Consider the following 15,895-nt stretch of genomic DNA (forward strand, 5'->3'; position numbering starts at 1 on the left):
CCAACGAGCTGTTCTCCGGCCAATACGCCCAGCCGGTGCTGGCCGACAGCAAGGCACGTGGTGACGTGCGCGCCGAGCTGGTCGAATCGCGCCGCGCCAACGGCGGCTAAGTTGTCGGCAGTGCGCTGAAAGCGACGCGCACGCTCAGACCTCCCGGGGGGCTGCTGGCCAAGGTCAGCAGCCCCCCGTTTTGTTGGGCGATCTGCGCCACGATCGCCAGGCCCAGGCCGCTGCCGGTGGCCTCGTTCTGCGGACTCAGGCGCACGAATCGCTCCAGCACCCGCTGGCGGTCGGCCTCGGCAATGCCGGGGCCGTTGTCGTTGACGCTCAGCTGGACGCGGCCCTCGCTCTGCTCGACGTGCAAGTCCACCCGGCTGCCCGGGGGCGTGTGGCGCAAGGCGTTGTCCACCAGGTTGTCGAGCAGCACGCGCAGGTCGTGCGGATCCGCCAGCACGGTGGCGGCCTCGCGCGTGTCCAGCCCGAGATCGATGCCACGGGCCTCGGCGCGGGCCGAAAACGCGGCCACCACGTCCGCCGCCAGTTGGTCCAGCCGCAGCGGCACGGGCCGGCGCTCGCGCCCATCCGCTTCCAGCCTCGCCATCTGCAGCAGTTGCGCCACCAGGTGGGTGCTGCGGGCGATGCCCTGGTCGAGTTCGTCCAGCGCGGCCTCGCGCTCGCCTGGCGGCGCGCGGCGCGTGAGCTGGGCCTGCAGCTTGACGGCTGCCAGGGGGGTGTTCAATTCATGGGCGGCGTCGGCCAGCATCTGGCGCTGGCGCGTGAGCAGGCGCGACACCCGCTCCAGCAATTGGTTGAGCGCCTGGCCCAGCGGCGCGACCTCTTCGGGCAAGCCGTCCGTGGCGATCGCTTGCAGGTCTTTTTCGTCCCGCCGCCGGATGTCCTGGCCCATCGCCTCCAGCGGCGCCAGCGCGCGGTTGACGGCCACGCGGATCAGCAGGCCGAGCAGCAGCACCAGCACCGCCACGGGCACCAGCAGCCAGGGCGCCATCTGGGCGAAGCTGCTGGCGCGGTCGCTGGCGGTCTTGGCGATCTGCACGATTTCCTCGTCGTCCACCAGCGTGTAGACCCGCCAGGCTTCGCCCGACCACTCGACATTGTGGAAACCGGGCTCCTGCAGGGGCGGGCCGATGCCCTCGACCGAGGCGTACAGCAGCTCTGCGTCGGTGGACCAGATCTGGCTGATGAAGCGGCCCAGGTCGTCCGTCACCCAGGGCGGCGGGTTGTCCTGCGGGGCCGGGCGGGCCGTGGGCCGCGGGGCGGCGTGCTCGGGTGGGTCCAGGGCCCAGCTGTGGGGGCGCACGCCGTGCCGCACCACCGAATGCGCGATCTGCTCCATGCCGAAATCGCGCACCCGGTTGAAGGCCTGCCAGGCCAGGTGGTAGGTGAAGGCGCTGACCAGCACGCTGGTGACGATCAGCGCCGTGATCTGCCAGAACAGCAGGCGCTGGCGGATCGAATTCATGTCGCTGCGACCAGCTTGTAGCCCACGCCCCGCACGTTCTTGATCCAGGCCGCGCCCAGCTTGCGCCGCAGGTGGTGCACGTGCACCTCCACCGCGTTGCTCGCCACCTCTTCCTGCCAGCCGTAGAGGCGGCTTTCCAACTGCTCGCGCGAGAGCACGGTGCCCGGGTTCTCCATCAGGGCGAGCAACAGGTCGTATTCGCGCGCGGCCAGCGCGACGGGCTGGTTGTCGAGCAGCGCCTCGCGGCGCAGCGGCCGCATGGTGAGGCGGCCGAACTGCAGCTCGGGCTGGGCGCGCCCGCTGCCCCGGCGCGCGAGCGCGTGCACGCGCGCCACCAGCTCGTCGAGGTCGAACGGCTTGGTGAGGTAGTCGTCTGCCCCCAGGTTGAGGCCGGCCACGCGGTCGCTCACGGCGTCGCGCGCCGAGACCACCAGCACCGGCACAGGGCGGTCTTCCGAGCGCAGCCACTGCAGCAGCTGCAGGCCATCCAGCCCGGGCAGGCCGATGTCGAGCAGCAGCACCGCGTACGGCTGCTCGCGCAGCGCGGCCTGCGTCTGCAGGCCGTCCTGCGTCCAGTCCAGGGAAAAGCCGGCCAGGCGCAGCCCACGCTCCATGCTGCGGCCCAGCATGAGGTCGTCTTCGGCGAGTAGAACTTTCATGGTTGCGTAGTGTGAGCGAAAAGAGCGAACGCCTCTGGTACAAAGCAACGCCCGACTCTGGAGGTTTCCTTGAGCACATTCCCGCAGGTGATTCTGTTTACCGACACCGATGGCCGTGCGCGTTTTCGCGAGGCCGAGATCCCCTTGTCCGAGGGCTCGCCGGCGGCCCGCCTGTCGGCCCTGCTGCCGGCGACGGCCTGCCAGTTGCGCCAGAGCCCGGTGGGCTTTCGCAGCGAGTTCCATTGCACCGGCGAGGCGCAATGGCTGTTCGTGCTGCAGGGCTGCATGGAGATCGGCCTGCAGGACGGCAGCTGGCGCGCCTTCGGGCCAGGCCAGCATTTCTACTCGGCCGACACGCTGCCCCCCGGGGCCAGCTTCGACCCCACGGTGCACGGCCACCGCAGCCGGCAGGTGGGCGACGAACCGCTGGTGACCCTGTTCGTTCGGGGCTGAATGAGCTGCTGCACGCCAGAGGTGGCTTGACCCAGGGACACCGAGGAACCGGCTTTGCCGGGCCTCTGGTGTCGCCCCCCTTTCAAGGGGGGAGGCGCCGAAGGCGACGCAGGGGGGTTACAGGAATCTGTCAAGCAGCCGGCGCGAGTGCGCGTCCAGCGCGAAGCGGTCGCGCACGCCGAAGCACACACCCTGGCCGCTCAGGATCAGCAGGGCCTGGCCTTCGAGGCGGCGGATGTCGTCCTCGCTGCGCAGCACGAAGCTGGTGGGGCCGCGGTCGGTGGTCACCTGCCAGGTGCTGGGCGTGGAGAAGGTGGACACCGATTCGATGCGCTGGATCACCGGCGTGAACTCGCGTTGCGCCAGCTCTTCCTGCAGCAACAGCCGCAGTTCGGCGGGCAGGGCGGAGAGGCGGTCCACCCAGACCAGTTCGTGGCCGTCGCTGCCCACCAGCGACAGGCCTTCGTCGGGCGCGCCGATGGGGAAGGCCCGCACGGGCACCACGCCCACGTGGGTCTCCCCGACCTCGTCCGTGAGCACGAGGCGGCCGAAGGGGTTGCGCTGCAGTTGCCAGGCGGGGTTCGGGGTGTTCATGCGTCGTGGTCCTCGGGCGTGTCGGCATCGAGCAGGGCGGCGGCCTCCTGCTCCTTGCGCGCCTGCGCTTCGTACAGGCGCCAGTAGGCGCCGCGCTGCGCCATCAGTTCGTCGTGCGGGCCAATCTCCACCACCTGGCCCCGGTCCATCACCACCAGGCGGTCGGCCTTGCGCAGGGTGGAGAGCCGGTGCGCGATGGCAATGGTGGTGCGGCCCTGCACCAGGTTGTCCAGCGCCTTCTGGATTTCCTTCTCGGTCTCGGTGTCCACGGAGGAGGTGGCCTCGTCCAGGATCAGGATGCGCGGGTCGATCAGCAGCGCGCGCGCGATGCTGATGCGCTGGCGCTCGCCACCCGAGAGACCCTGGCCGCGCTCGCCGACCAGCGAGTCGTAGCCCTGCGGCAGCCGCAGGATGAACTCGTGCGCGTGCGCGGCGCGCGCGGCGGCCACGATCTCGGCGCGCGTGGCGCCGGGTTTGCCGTAGGCGATGTTCTCGGCGATGGTGCCGAAGAACAGGAAGGGCTCCTGCAGCACCAGGCCGATGTGGCGGCGGAAATCGGCCACGCCGACGCGGCGGATGTCGGTGCCATCGATGCGGATGGCGCCTTCGCTCACGTCGTAGAAGCGGCACAGCAGGTTGACCAGGGTGCTCTTGCCCGAGCCGCTGTGGCCGACCAGGCCGATCATCTCGCCGGGGCGGATGTCCAGGCTCAGGTTGCGGATCACGGTGCGGCTGCCGTAGCGGAAGCTCACGCCCTCCATCTGCAGGCCGCCTTGCACCTGGGTCAGCGGCACCGGCTGCGCGGGCTCGGGGACGTTGGAGACGTGGTCCAGGATGTCGAAGATGCGCTTGGCGCCCGAGGCGGCTTTCTGCGTGACCGAGACGATGCGGCTCATCGAGTCGAGCCGCCCGTAGAAGCGCCCGATGTAGGCGATGAAGGCGGTGAGCACGCCCACCGTGATCTCGCTCTGGCTGACCAGCCAGATGCCGAAGGCCCACACCACCAGCAGGCCGATCTCGGTGAGCAGGGTGACGGTGGGGGTGAACAGCGACCAGGTCCTGTTGATGCGGTCGTTGACGGCCAGGTTGTGCTCGTTGGCCTGTCTGAAGCGCCGCGCTTCGCGGGCTTCCTGGGCGAAGGCCTTGACCACACGGATACCGGGGATGGTGTCGGCCAGCACGTTGGTCACCTCGCCCCAGACGCGGTCGATCTTCTCGAAGCCGGTGCGCAGGCGGTCGCGCACGAGGTGGATCATCCAGCCGATGAAGGGCAGGGGCACCAGCGTGGCCAGCGCCAGCCAGGGGTTGATCGAGAACAGGATCACCGCGGTCATGGTGATCATCAGCACGTCGGTGAGAAAGTCCAGCGCGTGCAGGGACAGGAAGACGCTGATGCGGTCGGTTTCGCTGCCGATGCGCGCCATGAGGTCGCCGGTGCGTTTGCTGCTGAAGTAGTCCAGCGAAAGCTCGAGCAGGTGGTCGAAGGTGGTGGTGCGCAGGTCCGAGCTGATGCGCTCGGACACCAGGGCCAGCAACCACGTGCGCGCCCAGCCCAGGCCCCAGGCCAGCAGGGCCGAGCCCAGCAGGCCGCCGAGCAGGGCCAGCACCAGGCCGGTGTCGATCTCCTGGCCGTTCTGGAACGGGATCAGCACCCGGTCCATCAGCGGGATGGTCAGGTAGGGCGGCACCAGCGTGGCGGCGGTGGAGGCCAGCGTGAGCAGGAAACCGGTGAGCAGCGTCCACCGGTAGGGCCGGGCGAAGCGCCACAGGCGCAGCAGCACCCAGGTGGACGGCGGGGCCTGCGGCGCTTCCTGGGCGCATTCCGGGCATTCATCGCTGTCGGCCGGCAGGGTGGCCTGGCACTCGGGGCAGGTGCGGGCGGGTTCCTCGATCACCTGCTCGGGCGCCTGATCCAGCTGGGCCATCAGGCGATGGAAGTGGTCGACCATGCGCGCGGCCCGGGCCTGCACGCCCATGGTGAAGTGCCACACCGCGATGCGCCCGTGGGCGTCGAGCAGCTCCAGGGTGCCGACACCAGCGTGGTCGCTCAGCCGCAACTCCATACCCGGGTTCAGTATCCACTCCTGGCCTTCGAGTGTGAACTTTTGACGGGTTAACAACAGGGTGCGCGTACGGAAATGTAAATCGCTGTCCAAGTCCAGCGCCAACGCAACGACAGCGCTATCATCGCCCCCCAGCTGGGTTGATGCGGGCCGCAAGGCGTCCTGTGCAGGGTCGGCTCCTGGGGCTGAGGATTCAGCTGGAAAGTGTGAAAGCATGGTGAAGATGACAGCGTGGCGTCGACCGCGAGAAATGGCATGCTCCCACGGGGGAGCCTTGCATTTTCACCGATGTCGAGCCCGCGATCGTTGATGGCATTGAAGTTCTTCTGAACCCCTGACCGGTACTACACCCGGTCGCCCGAATCACGCGTCCCGCCGGAGACATGAGCTCGAAACACGACATCACGCTGCTGCGCATCAACTACCTGCGCGGCCCCAATATCTGGACGTACCGACCGGTGCTCGAAGTCTGGCTGGATCTGGGCGATCTGGAGGACTTTCCTTCCAACAAGCTGCCCGGCTTCACCGAACGCCTGATCGAATGGCTGCCCGCCCTCGAAGAACACCACTGCGGTGTGGGCGAGCGCGGTGGCTTCATCCAGCGGCTGCGCGAAGGCACCTGGGCCGGCCACATCCTGGAACACATCGTCATCGAGCTGCTGAATCTGGCGGGCATGCCCACCGGTTTCGGCCAGACGCGCGAGACCAGCCGGCGCGGTGTCTACCGCATGGTGTTTCGCGCCCGCGACGAGGCCGTGGCCCGGGCCGCGCTCACCGAAGCGCATGCCCTGCTGCTCGCCGCCATCCGCCAGCGCGAGGACGGCGCGGCCGGCTTCGACGTGCCAGCCGCCGTGGCGCGCCTGGTCAACCAGATCGACCGCAGCTACCTCGGCCCGAGCACCGCGTCCATCGTCGCCGCGGCTACGGACCGGGGTATCCCCCACCTGCGACTGAACGACGGCAACCTGGTCCAGCTCGGCCAGGGCCGGCACCAGCGCCGCATCTGGACGGCCGAGACCGACCGCACCAGCGCCATCGCGGGCAACATCGCGCACGACAAGGACCTGACCAAGAGCCTGCTGGCCTCCTGCGGCGTGCCCGTGCCCGAAGGCCAGGTGGTCGACAGCCCGCAAGCCGCCTGGGAAGCCGCGCAGGAGATCGGCCTGCCGGTGGTGGTCAAACCTTCCGATGCCAACCATGGCCGTGGGGTGAGCCTGGACCTGTCGGAGCGCGAAGACATCGAAAAAGCCTTCGCGGTGGCCGACGCCGAGGGCAGCGAGGTCATGGTCGAGCGCTACGTGCTGGGCGACGAGCACCGCCTGCTGGTCGTGGGCGGCCGCGTGGTCGCGGCGGCGCGCGGCGAAAGCCTGTCGGTGGTGGGCGATGGCCGCTCCACCGTGGAACAGCTCATTGACAGCCAGCTCAACAGCGACCCGCGCCGGGGCGAGGCCGAGGAGTTCCCGCTCGAGACCATCCGCCTGGACCGCGAACCCGTCATGCGCCTGCTGCTGGAGCGTCAGGGCCTGTCAGGCGAGGCCGTGCCTGCCGCGGGCCGGCGCGTGATGGTGCAGCGCAATGGCAACGTGGCGATCGACTGCACCGACGAAGTGCACCCCGAGGTGGCGCACGCCGTGACGCTGGCCGCCCGTGTGGTGGGGCTGGACGTGGCCGGTGTGGACCTGGTTGCCCAGGACATCGGCCGCCCGCTGCAGGCGCAAGGCGGCGCGGTGGTGGAGGTGAACGCCGGGCCCGGGCTGCTGATGCACCTCAAGCCCGCCACCGGCCTGTCGCGTCCGGTGGGCCGCGCCATCGTGGACCACCTGTTCGACGAAGGCGGCAACGGCCGCGTGCCCATCGTGGGCGTGGCCAGCTCGCGCCATGGCAACGCCATCGCCCGCCTGGTAGGCTGGCTGCTGCACCTGAGCGGCCACCAGGTTGGCCTGGCCTGCCAGGACGGCCTGTTCCTGGGCAACCGCAAGGTCGATGCCTGGCCCAGCGCCCATTGGGAGGCCGGCCAGCGCCTGCTGATGAACCGCGAGATCGACGCCGTGGTGCTGGAGAACGGCCCGGCCGTCATCCTGGACGACGGCCTGGCTTACGACCGCTGCACCGTGGGGGTCGTGACCGATCTTGACGACTTCCAGGGCCTGGAACGGCACGACGTGCGCAGCACCGACCAGCTCTACCGCGTGATGCGCACCCAGGTCGACGTGGTGCTGCCCGACGGCGTGGCCGTGCTCAACGCCGACGACGCCCGGGTGCTGGAGATGGTCGAGCTGTGCGATGGGGATGTGATTCTTTACGGCATGGATGCCGCCTCGCCCGCGCTGCAGAAACACCGCGAGGCGGGCTCTCGCACCGTGTCGGTGTTCGAAGGCCAGCTGGTGCTGGCCGAAGGCGTGCGCAAGGCCCACCGCGTGCGGCTGGACGCACCCGTGGTGCAAGGGCTGCTGCAGGCGCTGGGCGCACACGCCTTGATGGCCGTGGCCGCCGCCGCCTGGGCGCTCGCGGTCTCGCCCGAACTGATGGCGGCCGGCATCGAGACGGCGGGTCTCGATGTCGCTCCTGCACCCGAACGGCCAGAACCGGTTACCCTGGACGCGGCGCGCTGAGCGCCGGTCCTCTCTTCATTCACTCCCAGCTTCCGTCATGGACGTTTCTCGCATCCGGACCCTGCGTGGCCCCAATCTCTGGAGCCGCCACACCTGCATCGAGGCCATCGTCTCGTGCGAACCGCACGAGATGGACCTGCAAGCCCTGCCGGATTTCGAACGGCGGCTGCGCGAGCTCTTCCCCTCCGTGGGACCTCTGGAGCCCAGCAATCCGCAAGAGCATCTGACCCTGGCCCATGTGCTGGAAGCCACCGCGCTGGCCCTGCAGACCCAGGCGGGGTGTCCGGTCTCCTTCAGCCGCACCTCGGCCACGCTGGAGCCCGGCGTGTTCCAGGTGGTGGCGCAGTACAGCGAAGAGGTGGTGGGCCGGCTGGCCTTCGACATCGCGCGCGAACTGCTCGCCGCCGCCAGCGCGGGCGATGCCGGAAGCTACGACGTGGAGGCGGCGATCGCCCGCCTGCGCGCGCTCGACGAAGACGTGCGCCTGGGTCCCAGCACTGGCTGCATCGTGGACGCCGCCGTGGCGCGCAACATTCCCTACCGCCGCCTCACCACCGGCAGCCTGGTGCAACTGGGCTGGGGCTCGCGCCAGCGCCGCATCTGGGCTGCCGAGGTGGACAGCACCAGCGCGGTCTCGGAGTCGATCGCCCAGGACAAGGACCTGACCAAGGCCCTGCTCGGCGCCGCCGGTGTGCCGGTGCCTGAAGGGCGGCCCGTCAGCGACGCCGACGACGCCTGGGCGGCCGCCATGGAGATTGGCCTGCCCGTGGTCGTCAAGCCGCAGGACGGCAACCAGGGCAAGGGCGTGACGGTCAACATCGTCTCGCGCGAGCACATGGACATCGCGTTCCGCGCGGCCGCCGAGATCGGCGACGTGATGGTCGAGAAATACCTGCCGGGCAGCGACTTCCGCCTGCTCGTGGTGGGCGACAAGGTGGTGGCCGCCTCGCGGCGCGAGCCACCGCACGTGATCGGCGATGGCGAGCACACCGTGCGCGAGCTGGTGGACCTGGTCAACGCCGACCCCCGGCGCGGCGACGGCCACGCCACCTCGCTGACGAAGATCCGCTTCGACGACATCGCCCTGGCGCGCCTGGACGTGCAGGGCCTCAAGCCCGAGTCGGTTCCCGAAATGGGCCGCCGCGTCGTGCTGCGCAACAACGCCAACCTGAGCACCGGTGGCACCGCGACAGACGTCACCGACGACCTGCACCCGGAGGTGGCCGCCCGCGCCGTGGCCGCCGCGCAGACGGTGGGCCTGGACATCTGCGGCGTGGACGTGGTCTGCGAGAACGTGCACGTGCCGCTGGAGAAGCAGCATGGTGGCGTGGTCGAGGTCAACGCCGCGCCCGGCCTGCGCATGCACCTCTCGCCCTCGTACGGCAAGGGCCGCCCGGTGGGCGAGGCCGTGATCGCCAACATGTTCGAACCCGGCGACGACGGGCGCATCCCCGTGGTCGCCGTCACCGGCACCAACGGCAAGACCACCACCACGCGGCTGATCGCGCACCTCATGGCCACCAGCGGCATGCGCGTGGGCATGACCAACACCGACGGCGTGTACGTCGATGGCCGCCAGATCGACAGCGGCGACTGCTCGGGCCCCAAGAGCGCGCGCAACGTGCTGCTGCACCCCGACGTGGACGCCGCCGTGCTCGAAACGGCCCGCGGGGGCATGCTGCGCGAGGGCCTCGGCTTCGACCAGTGCCAGGTCGCGGTGGTGACCAACGTGGGCACCGGCGATCACCTCGGCCTGAACTACATCACCACCGTCGAAGACCTCGCGGTGCTCAAGCGCGTGATCGTGATGAACGTCGCGCCCACGGGTTACGCGGTGCTCAACGCGGCCGATCCCATCGTCGCGGCCATGGCCGCCAAGTGCACCGGCGGCGTGGTCTTCTTCGCGCAGGACCACGACCACCCCTTGCTGGCCGCGCACCGTGTGCAGGGCAAACGAACCATCTGCGTCGAAGGCGATCGCATCATCGTGACCGAAGGCAGCTGGCGCGTGCAGATCCCGCTGCAGGGTGTGCCCATCACGCGCGGCGGCACCATCGGCTTCCAGAAGGACAACGTCATGGCGGCCATCGGCGCGGCCTGGTGCGCCGGCCTCGATTGGGACACTATCGCGCGCGGCCTGGCCAGCTTCTCCAACGACGCCGACAACGCGCCGGGCCGCTTCAACGTGATGGACTACCGCGGCGCCACCGTGATCGCCGACTACGGCCACAACCCGGACGCGATGCGCGCCCTGGTCGAGGCGGTCAACGCCATGCCCGCGCGCCGGCGCAGCGTGGTGATCAGCGGCGCGGGCGACCGCCGCGACGAAGACATCCGCGAGCAGACCGCGATCCTGGGCAAGGCCTTCGACGACGTGCTGCTGTTCCAGGATGCCTGCCAGCGGGGCCGCGAAGACGGCGAGGTGCTCACGCTGCTGCGCGAGGGACTCGCCGGGGCGAGCCGCACGAAAGAGGTGCTCGAGATCCGGGGCGAGTTCGTCGCCATCGACGCCGCGCTGGAGCGGCTGCAACCCGGCGACCTCTGCCTTGTGCTGGTGGACCAGGTGGAAGAGGCGCTCGCGCACCTCGCGCGGCGCATCCGCGAAGCGGGCGCCTCAGCCCGCTGACAGGGGCAGGTCGGGCAGGCGCAGCCGCAGCAGCGCCCGCACGAAGCCATGGTCGCTGCGGCTGCGGTCGCGGCCCTCGAACAGGTGGTCGTTGAACACCTCCACGCGCCGCACGTCGCCGATCGATCGGCGGCTGGTCGCGACGAACTGCTCGCTCACCAGCAACTGGTCCAGCACCTCGGGGTAGCCCTGGTGGATGTGCGAGTACGCCACGTCGCGGCGCATCGCCGCTTCGCCTTGCACGTCCCAGGCGCTGAACAGTGCGTGGTCAAGAGCGCCCTTGTCGTAGGCCACCTGCGAGGTGGCCGCGATCAACTGCGTCGTCACGCTGTGCGGACCGTCGTTCAGGTCGCCCATCAGCACGAGCGGCAGCTGGGTGCGGTGCAGCAGCTCGACCACCTTCAGGCGCAGCGCCAGGGCTTCGCTGGCGCGCATGACCAGCGAACGCAGCGAGGCCAAGGCCTGCACCGCCGGATCGGCCGTGTCTTCGATGCCCACCCCGTTGACATCTTCCAGGAACTTGGGCCGCTTGCTCTTGAGATGCGCGGTGATCACACAGACCGGCTGGCCGTGCTTGAGGCGCAGCATCGCGATCAACGGTGGGCGTTCGAAGCGGGTATGCAGGCCCAGGCCAGGCACCTGCACGCGGGCCGCTTCGGGAAAGTCGTCGAGCGACTGCACCGAATCGACCTTCAGGCGCGTCACGATGCCCACCCGGGGCGTGCCTTGCGCGCCGATCTGGCCGGGACCGTTTTCGGCACCGGGCACAGCGACGAAACCGTATTGCAACCCGCTGCGCGCCACCGCCGTGCGCAGGGCGGCCTCGTCCCAGACTTCCTGCACCGCCAGCACGTCGGCATTGAGGGCCCGGAACCGATCGCCCAGCCAACCCACCTTGCGCTCGAACTCGGTGTGGGTGTAAGGGTCCTGTCCCTCGTAGAAGTGGCGGCCTGGCTGTGCCAGGTTGAGCACGTTGCAGGTGGCCATCATGAGGGTGGCATAACGTGCCGACGCCCCGTTGCCGGCGGGGGCAGACGGGGCGCCGAGGGGGGTGGTGCGGTCAAGGGACATGACCGCACTGTAGTGGGAAAGCCGCCGCTTCAGCGGATGCGGCCGTAGCTGGTGCGCAGCGGATCGGCCGGGCCACCCGCGTTGCCGCGCTGACCACCGCCGCCACCGCCCTTGCCTCTGCCGCCACCGCGGTTGCCGGTGCGCATCGCGTCGATGCTGGTGCGCAGCGGATCGGGCTGGCCGCCGGGGTTGGCCGCGCGTGGGCGGGGTTCCTTGATGCGCAGGCTGCCCAGGTGGGCGTTGGGACCGGGCTGGCGCTCGGCACCGGGTTCGCGGTCCTCGCGCGGGCCGCGGTCTTCACGGAAGCCGCGGTCTTCGCGCGGCGGGCGCTGGCCTTGCTGGCCACCACCGTGGCGCTGGCCCTGGCGCTGGCCATTGCCACCGCCACCATTGCCGTTGGCGCGTTGACCGCCGCCACCGTTGCCGCGACGGCCTTCGCCGCGCGGGCCGTCGGCCTGGCTGCCATCACCTGCGGGGCGCTGGCGCTGGCCGCCACCGCCGTTGCCACGGCCCTGCGGCTCGCTGGCCTTCTTCTCGCGCACGCGCTGCAGCATCTCGGTGCGCGCGGCCTTGGCGGCAGCCGCCATCACCTCGCGGCTGGGCGGCTTGCCCGCGCCACCCCAGATGGTCTGGCGGCCCATGGCGATGGGCTCGGCCTTCTCGCCTGGCTCGGGCATGAACTCGGGGAAGATCTGCACCGGGATCTGCTGCTTGGTGAAGCGCTCGATCTCCATCATGAAGCCTTCTTCGTCAAGGCTCACGAGGTTCACGGCTTCGCCGCTGTTGCCTGCGCGGCCGGTGCGGCCGATGCGGTGCACGTAGTCTTCGCTGACGTTGGGAATCTCGTAGTTCACGACGTGCGGCAGCTCGTCGATGTCGATGCCGCGCGCGGCAATGTCGGTGGCGACCAGGGCGCGGATCTCACCGCTCTTGAAACCGGCCAGCGCCTGGGTGCGGGCGCCCTGGCTCTTGTTGCCGTGCAGCGCCATCGCGTGGATGCCGTTCTTGGTGAGGTACTCGGCGACGTTGTTGGCGCCGAACTTGGTGCGCGTGAACACCAGCACCTGGCTCCAGTTGTGCTGGTTGATGATGTGCACCAGCAGGGCCTTCTTCTTGCCGCGGCCCACAGGGTGGATCACCTGCGTGATGCGCTGCACCGTGGTGTTGCGAGGCGTCACCTGGATGTGCAGCGGGTCCTTGAGCAGGGCGCTGGCGAGGTCGCGGATCTCGTCGCTGAAGGTGGCCGAGAACAGCAGGCTCTGCTTTTCCTTGGGCACCAGCGCGAGGATCTTCTTCACGTCGTGGATGAAGCCCATGTCGAGCATGCGGTCGGCTTCGTCCAGCACCAGCATCTGCACGGTGGAGAGGTCGAGGAAGCCTTGCTGCTGCAGGTCGAGCAGGCGACCAGGGGTGGCCACCAGGATGTCGACGCCGCGCTTCATGGCGTTGATCTGCGGATTCATGCCGACGCCGCCGAAGACGACGGTGGAGGTCAGTGAAAGGTGTTTGCCGTACACGCGCACCGACTCTTCGACCTGGGCGGCGAGTTCGCGGGTGGGGGTGAGCACCAGGGCACGGATGCCCACGCCGCCGAAGCGGCTCTTGGCGCGCTCGCTGCCGGAGAGGCGTTGCAGCAGCGGGAGGGTGAAGGCGGCGGTCTTGCCGGTGCCCGTCTGGGCGCCACCGAGCAGGTCGCGGCCGGCCAGCACGGCGGGGATGGCTTCCACCTGGATGGGGGTGGGGGTTTCGTAACCGTGCTCGCGCACGGCTTGCACGATGGCCGGGGCCAGGTTCAGATCGTCAAAGGTCATGTAGATGAGGCGCCCGTCCAGGGCGCTGGGGGCATCGGCCACTCCGGATGTCGCGGCCTGGTTGGCTGCGGCGCCCGGTCAGTCTGGGGCAGATGGATTCAGGAAGTCGGTGGCCGCAAGCGGGTTGCGCACACCCCGGCGAAGTGCCGGCGCCGGGCCAACTGAAGTGCCCGACAGGGTCTATTGTCGCACGATCGGGGCTTTGCCGCCGCCAACCGCCGTTCAAAAGCGGTCCACGGGTCTCTGAGGGGATAATCATGGGTTGCGCGGCCGTCCTGGCTGCAGATTCTTCAGGCAGAACATTCCCATGGCTCAATACGTTTTTTCCATGAACCGGGTCGGCAAGATCGTGCCGCCCAAGCGACAGATCCTCAAGGACATCTCGCTCTCGTTCTTCCCGGGCGCCAAGATCGGCGTGCTGGGCACCAACGGCTCGGGCAAGTCCACGCTGCTCAAGATCATGGCCGGCATCGACAAGGAGATCGAGGGCGAAGCGATCCCGATGCCGGGCATCCGCATCGGCTACCTGCCCCAGGAACCCCAGCTCGACCCCGAGCAGAACGTGCGCGAGGCGGTGGAGGCCAGCATGAGCGGCGTGCGCGCCGCGCAGAAGCGCCTGGACGAGGTCTACGCGGCTTATGCCGAGGAAGACGCGGACTTCGACGCCCTGGCCGCCGAGCAGGCGCAGCTCGAAGCCATCATCGCGACCTCGGGCACCGACGGAGAACACCAGCTCGAAATCGCGGCCGACGCGCTGCGCCTGCCGCCCTGGGACGCCAAGATCGGCGTGCTCTCCGGCGGTGAGAAGCGCCGCGTGGCGCTGTGCTGCCTGCTGCTGTCCAAGCCCGACATGCTGTTGCTCGACGAGCCGACCAACCACTTGGACGCCGAATCGGTGGACTGGCTCGAACAGTTCCTGCAGCGTTTCCCCGGCACCGTGGTGGCCATCACCCACGATCGCTACTTCCTGGACAACGCGGCCGAGTGGATTCTCGAGCTCGACCGCGGCCACGGCATTCCCTACAAGGGCAACTACTCGACCTGGCTGGAGCAGAAGGAAGCCCGCCTGGAGCAGGAGCAGCGCACCGAAGACGCCCGCACCAAGGCCATGAAGAAGGAGCTGGAATGGGTGCGCCAGAACCCCAAGGGCCGCCAGGCCAAGAGCAAGGCGCGCCTGGCCCGTTTCGAAGAGCTGAGCGACGTCGAGTACCAGAAGCGCAACGAAACCAACGAGATCTTCATTCCCGTGGCCGAGCGCCTGGGCAACGAGGTGTTCGAGTTCAAGAACGTCAGCAAGTCCTTCGGCGACCGCCTGCTGATCGACAACCTGAGCTTCCAGATCCCCGCGGGCGCCATCGTTGGCATCATCGGCCCCAACGGCGCGGGCAAGTCCACGCTGTTCAAGCTGATCAGCGGCAAGGAACAGCCGGACTCCGGTGAAGTGAAGATCGGCCAGACCGTGAAGATGGCCTTCGTCGACCAGAGCCGTGAAGGCCTGGATGGCGACAAGACCGTGTGGGAAGACATCTCGGGCGGGCTGGACATGATCACCGTGGGCAAGTTCCAGATGCCCAGCCGCGCGTACTGCGGCCGTTTCAACTTCTCCGGCGGCGACCAGCAAAAGCGCGTGGGCAGCCTCTCGGGCGGTGAACGCGGGCGCCTGCACCTGGCCAAGACGCTGGCCGAGGGCGGCAACGTGCTGCTGCTGGACGAACCCTCGAACGACCTGGACGTGGAAACCCTGCGCGCGCTCGAAGACGCGCTGCTCGAGTTCGCCGGTTGCGCGCTGGTCATCAGCCACGATCGCTGGTTCCTCGACCGCATCGCCACCCACATCCTGGCCGCCGAGGGCGACAGCCAATGGGTGTTCTTCAACGGCAACTACCAGGAGTACGAAGCCGACAAGAAGAAGCGCCTGGGTGAAGAGGGTGCCAAGCCCAAGCGCATGCGCTTCAAAGCCTTGAAGTGATGTCGGACGTCGAAGCCGCCACGCGCCACTGGATCGAGAAGGCCGTCATCGGCCTGAACCTGTGTCCGTTCGCGCGCGCGGTGTACGTGAAGAACCAGGTGCGCATCGTGGTGAGCACCGCGCGGCACCTGGACGCCTTCCTGGACGACCTCGACCGCGAGCTCGACCTGCTGGTGAACACGCCGGCCGAAGAGATCGACACCACCCTGCTGGTGCATGCCACGCTGTTCCCCGATTTCGAGGTCTTCAACGACTTCCTCAACGTGGTGGACGACGTGGTGGCCGAGCACGAGCTCGAAGGGGTGATCCAGGTGGCGCCGTTTCACCCCTTGTTTCAATTCGAGGGCACGGCGCCGGACGACGTGACCAACGCCACCAACCGCGCGCCGTTTCCCACGCTGCACCTGCTGCGCGAGGACAGCGTCGAGCGCGCGATCGAGACCGCCGGTGGTGACGCCGACGCCATCGTCGAGCGCAACCTGCAGACCCTGCGCGACCTGGGCGCCGATGGCTGGCGCGCGTTGATGGCTGAACGGTGAACACCAGGCCTTTTCGGC

At 69.0% G+C, this 15,895-nt stretch carries 11 protein-coding genes; 5 read left to right on the forward strand and 6 right to left on the reverse strand.

Annotation, left to right across the window (positions count from 1 at the left end; genetic code table 11):
- Window positions 1–106: 106 nt before the first annotated feature.
- Window positions 107–1,480, reverse strand: a complete 1,374-nt coding sequence (locus ACODTB_RS00005) for a sensor histidine kinase (RefSeq protein ID WP_291111460.1) — start codon at window positions 1,478–1,480, stop codon at window positions 107–109.
- Window positions 1,477–2,139: a response regulator gene (locus ACODTB_RS00010; protein WP_488929024.1), complete on the reverse strand. Its 663-nt coding sequence runs from the start codon at window positions 2,137–2,139 to the stop codon at window positions 1,477–1,479. Before ACODTB_RS00010 ends, ACODTB_RS00005 begins: the two co-directional genes overlap by 4 nt.
- Window positions 2,140–2,208: 69 nt before the next feature.
- On the opposite strand from ACODTB_RS00010, the gene ACODTB_RS00015 reads away from it, so the two are divergent.
- Window positions 2,209–2,592, forward strand: coding sequence for a cupin domain-containing protein (locus ACODTB_RS00015; RefSeq protein WP_291111456.1), 384 nt, complete (start codon window positions 2,209–2,211; stop codon window positions 2,590–2,592).
- 117 nt (window positions 2,593–2,709) lie between these two features.
- Here ACODTB_RS00015 and ACODTB_RS00020 read toward each other — a convergent pair whose 3' ends face one another.
- Together ACODTB_RS00020 and ACODTB_RS00025 are read right to left on the reverse strand one after the other, a co-directional pair.
- On the reverse strand, window positions 2,710–3,186 hold the full coding sequence (locus ACODTB_RS00020; protein WP_291111454.1) for a cyanophycin metabolism-associated DUF1854 family protein: 477 nt from the start codon (window positions 3,184–3,186) through the stop codon (window positions 2,710–2,712).
- Window positions 3,183–5,465, reverse strand: coding sequence for a cyanophycin metabolism-associated ABC transporter (locus tag ACODTB_RS00025; RefSeq protein ID WP_291111453.1), 2,283 nt, complete (start codon window positions 5,463–5,465; stop codon window positions 3,183–3,185). Before ACODTB_RS00025 ends, ACODTB_RS00020 begins: the two co-directional genes overlap by 4 nt.
- Window positions 5,466–5,632: 167 nt before the next feature.
- On the opposite strand from ACODTB_RS00025, the gene ACODTB_RS00030 reads away from it, so the two are divergent.
- Complete coding sequence (locus ACODTB_RS00030; protein ID WP_488929025.1) at window positions 5,633–7,861, forward strand: cyanophycin synthetase; 2,229 nt, start codon at window positions 5,633–5,635, stop codon at window positions 7,859–7,861.
- A gap of 37 nt (window positions 7,862–7,898) precedes the next feature.
- Entirely contained in the window at window positions 7,899–10,487 is a 2,589-nt protein-coding gene (gene cphA, locus ACODTB_RS00035) for a cyanophycin synthetase (RefSeq protein WP_291111450.1), read from the forward strand.
- Here cphA and ACODTB_RS00040 read toward each other — a convergent pair.
- Both ACODTB_RS00040 and ACODTB_RS00045 read right to left on the reverse strand, forming a co-directional pair.
- Entirely contained in the window at window positions 10,476–11,477 is a 1,002-nt protein-coding gene (locus tag ACODTB_RS00040; RefSeq protein WP_488929079.1) for an endonuclease/exonuclease/phosphatase family protein, read from the reverse strand. The genes cphA and ACODTB_RS00040 overlap by 12 nt on opposite strands.
- A 110-nt stretch (window positions 11,478–11,587) precedes the next feature.
- On the reverse strand, window positions 11,588–13,369 hold the full coding sequence (locus tag ACODTB_RS00045) for a DEAD/DEAH box helicase (RefSeq protein WP_488929080.1): 1,782 nt from the start codon (window positions 13,367–13,369) through the stop codon (window positions 11,588–11,590).
- Between the two features lie 307 nt (window positions 13,370–13,676).
- On the opposite strand from ACODTB_RS00045, the gene ettA reads away from it, so the two are divergent.
- Window positions 13,677–15,338 carry an energy-dependent translational throttle protein EttA gene (ettA, locus tag ACODTB_RS00050; RefSeq protein ID WP_291121668.1) on the forward strand — a complete coding sequence of 554 codons (1,662 nt, stop codon included), beginning with the start codon at window positions 13,677–13,679 and terminating at the stop codon, window positions 15,336–15,338.
- Window positions 15,338–15,877 (forward strand): DUF1415 domain-containing protein, encoded by a 540-nt coding sequence (locus ACODTB_RS00055; protein ID WP_291121667.1) that lies wholly within the window; start codon window positions 15,338–15,340, stop codon window positions 15,875–15,877. Before ettA ends, ACODTB_RS00055 begins: the two co-directional genes overlap by 1 nt.
- Window positions 15,878–15,895: the final 18 nt, after the last annotated feature.

The sequence above is a fragment of the Hydrogenophaga sp. FG152 genome, assembly GCF_057809615.1.

Coding starts and splice junctions, on each gene's coding strand:
- ACODTB_RS00005 (WP_291111460.1), bottom strand. CDS start 1,480: ATGAATTCGATCCGCCAGCGCCTGCTGTTCTGGCAGATCACGGCGCTG.
- ACODTB_RS00010 (WP_488929024.1), bottom strand. CDS start 2,139: ATGAAAGTTCTACTCGCCGAAGACGACCTCATGCTGGGCCGCAGCATG.
- ACODTB_RS00020 (WP_291111454.1), bottom strand. CDS start 3,186: ATGAACACCCCGAACCCCGCCTGGCAACTGCAGCGCAACCCCTTCGGC.
- ACODTB_RS00025 (WP_291111453.1), bottom strand. CDS start 5,465: ATGCTTTCACACTTTCCAGCTGAATCCTCAGCCCCAGGAGCCGACCCT.
- ACODTB_RS00030 (WP_488929025.1), top strand. CDS start 5,633: ATGAGCTCGAAACACGACATCACGCTGCTGCGCATCAACTACCTGCGC.
- cphA (WP_291111450.1), top strand. CDS start 7,899: ATGGACGTTTCTCGCATCCGGACCCTGCGTGGCCCCAATCTCTGGAGC.
- ACODTB_RS00040 (WP_488929079.1), bottom strand. CDS start 11,477: ATGATGGCCACCTGCAACGTGCTCAACCTGGCACAGCCAGGCCGCCAC.
- ACODTB_RS00045 (WP_488929080.1), bottom strand. CDS start 13,369: ATGACCTTTGACGATCTGAACCTGGCCCCGGCCATCGTGCAAGCCGTG.
- ettA (WP_291121668.1), top strand. CDS start 13,677: ATGGCTCAATACGTTTTTTCCATGAACCGGGTCGGCAAGATCGTGCCG.
- ACODTB_RS00055 (WP_291121667.1), top strand. CDS start 15,338: ATGTCGGACGTCGAAGCCGCCACGCGCCACTGGATCGAGAAGGCCGTC.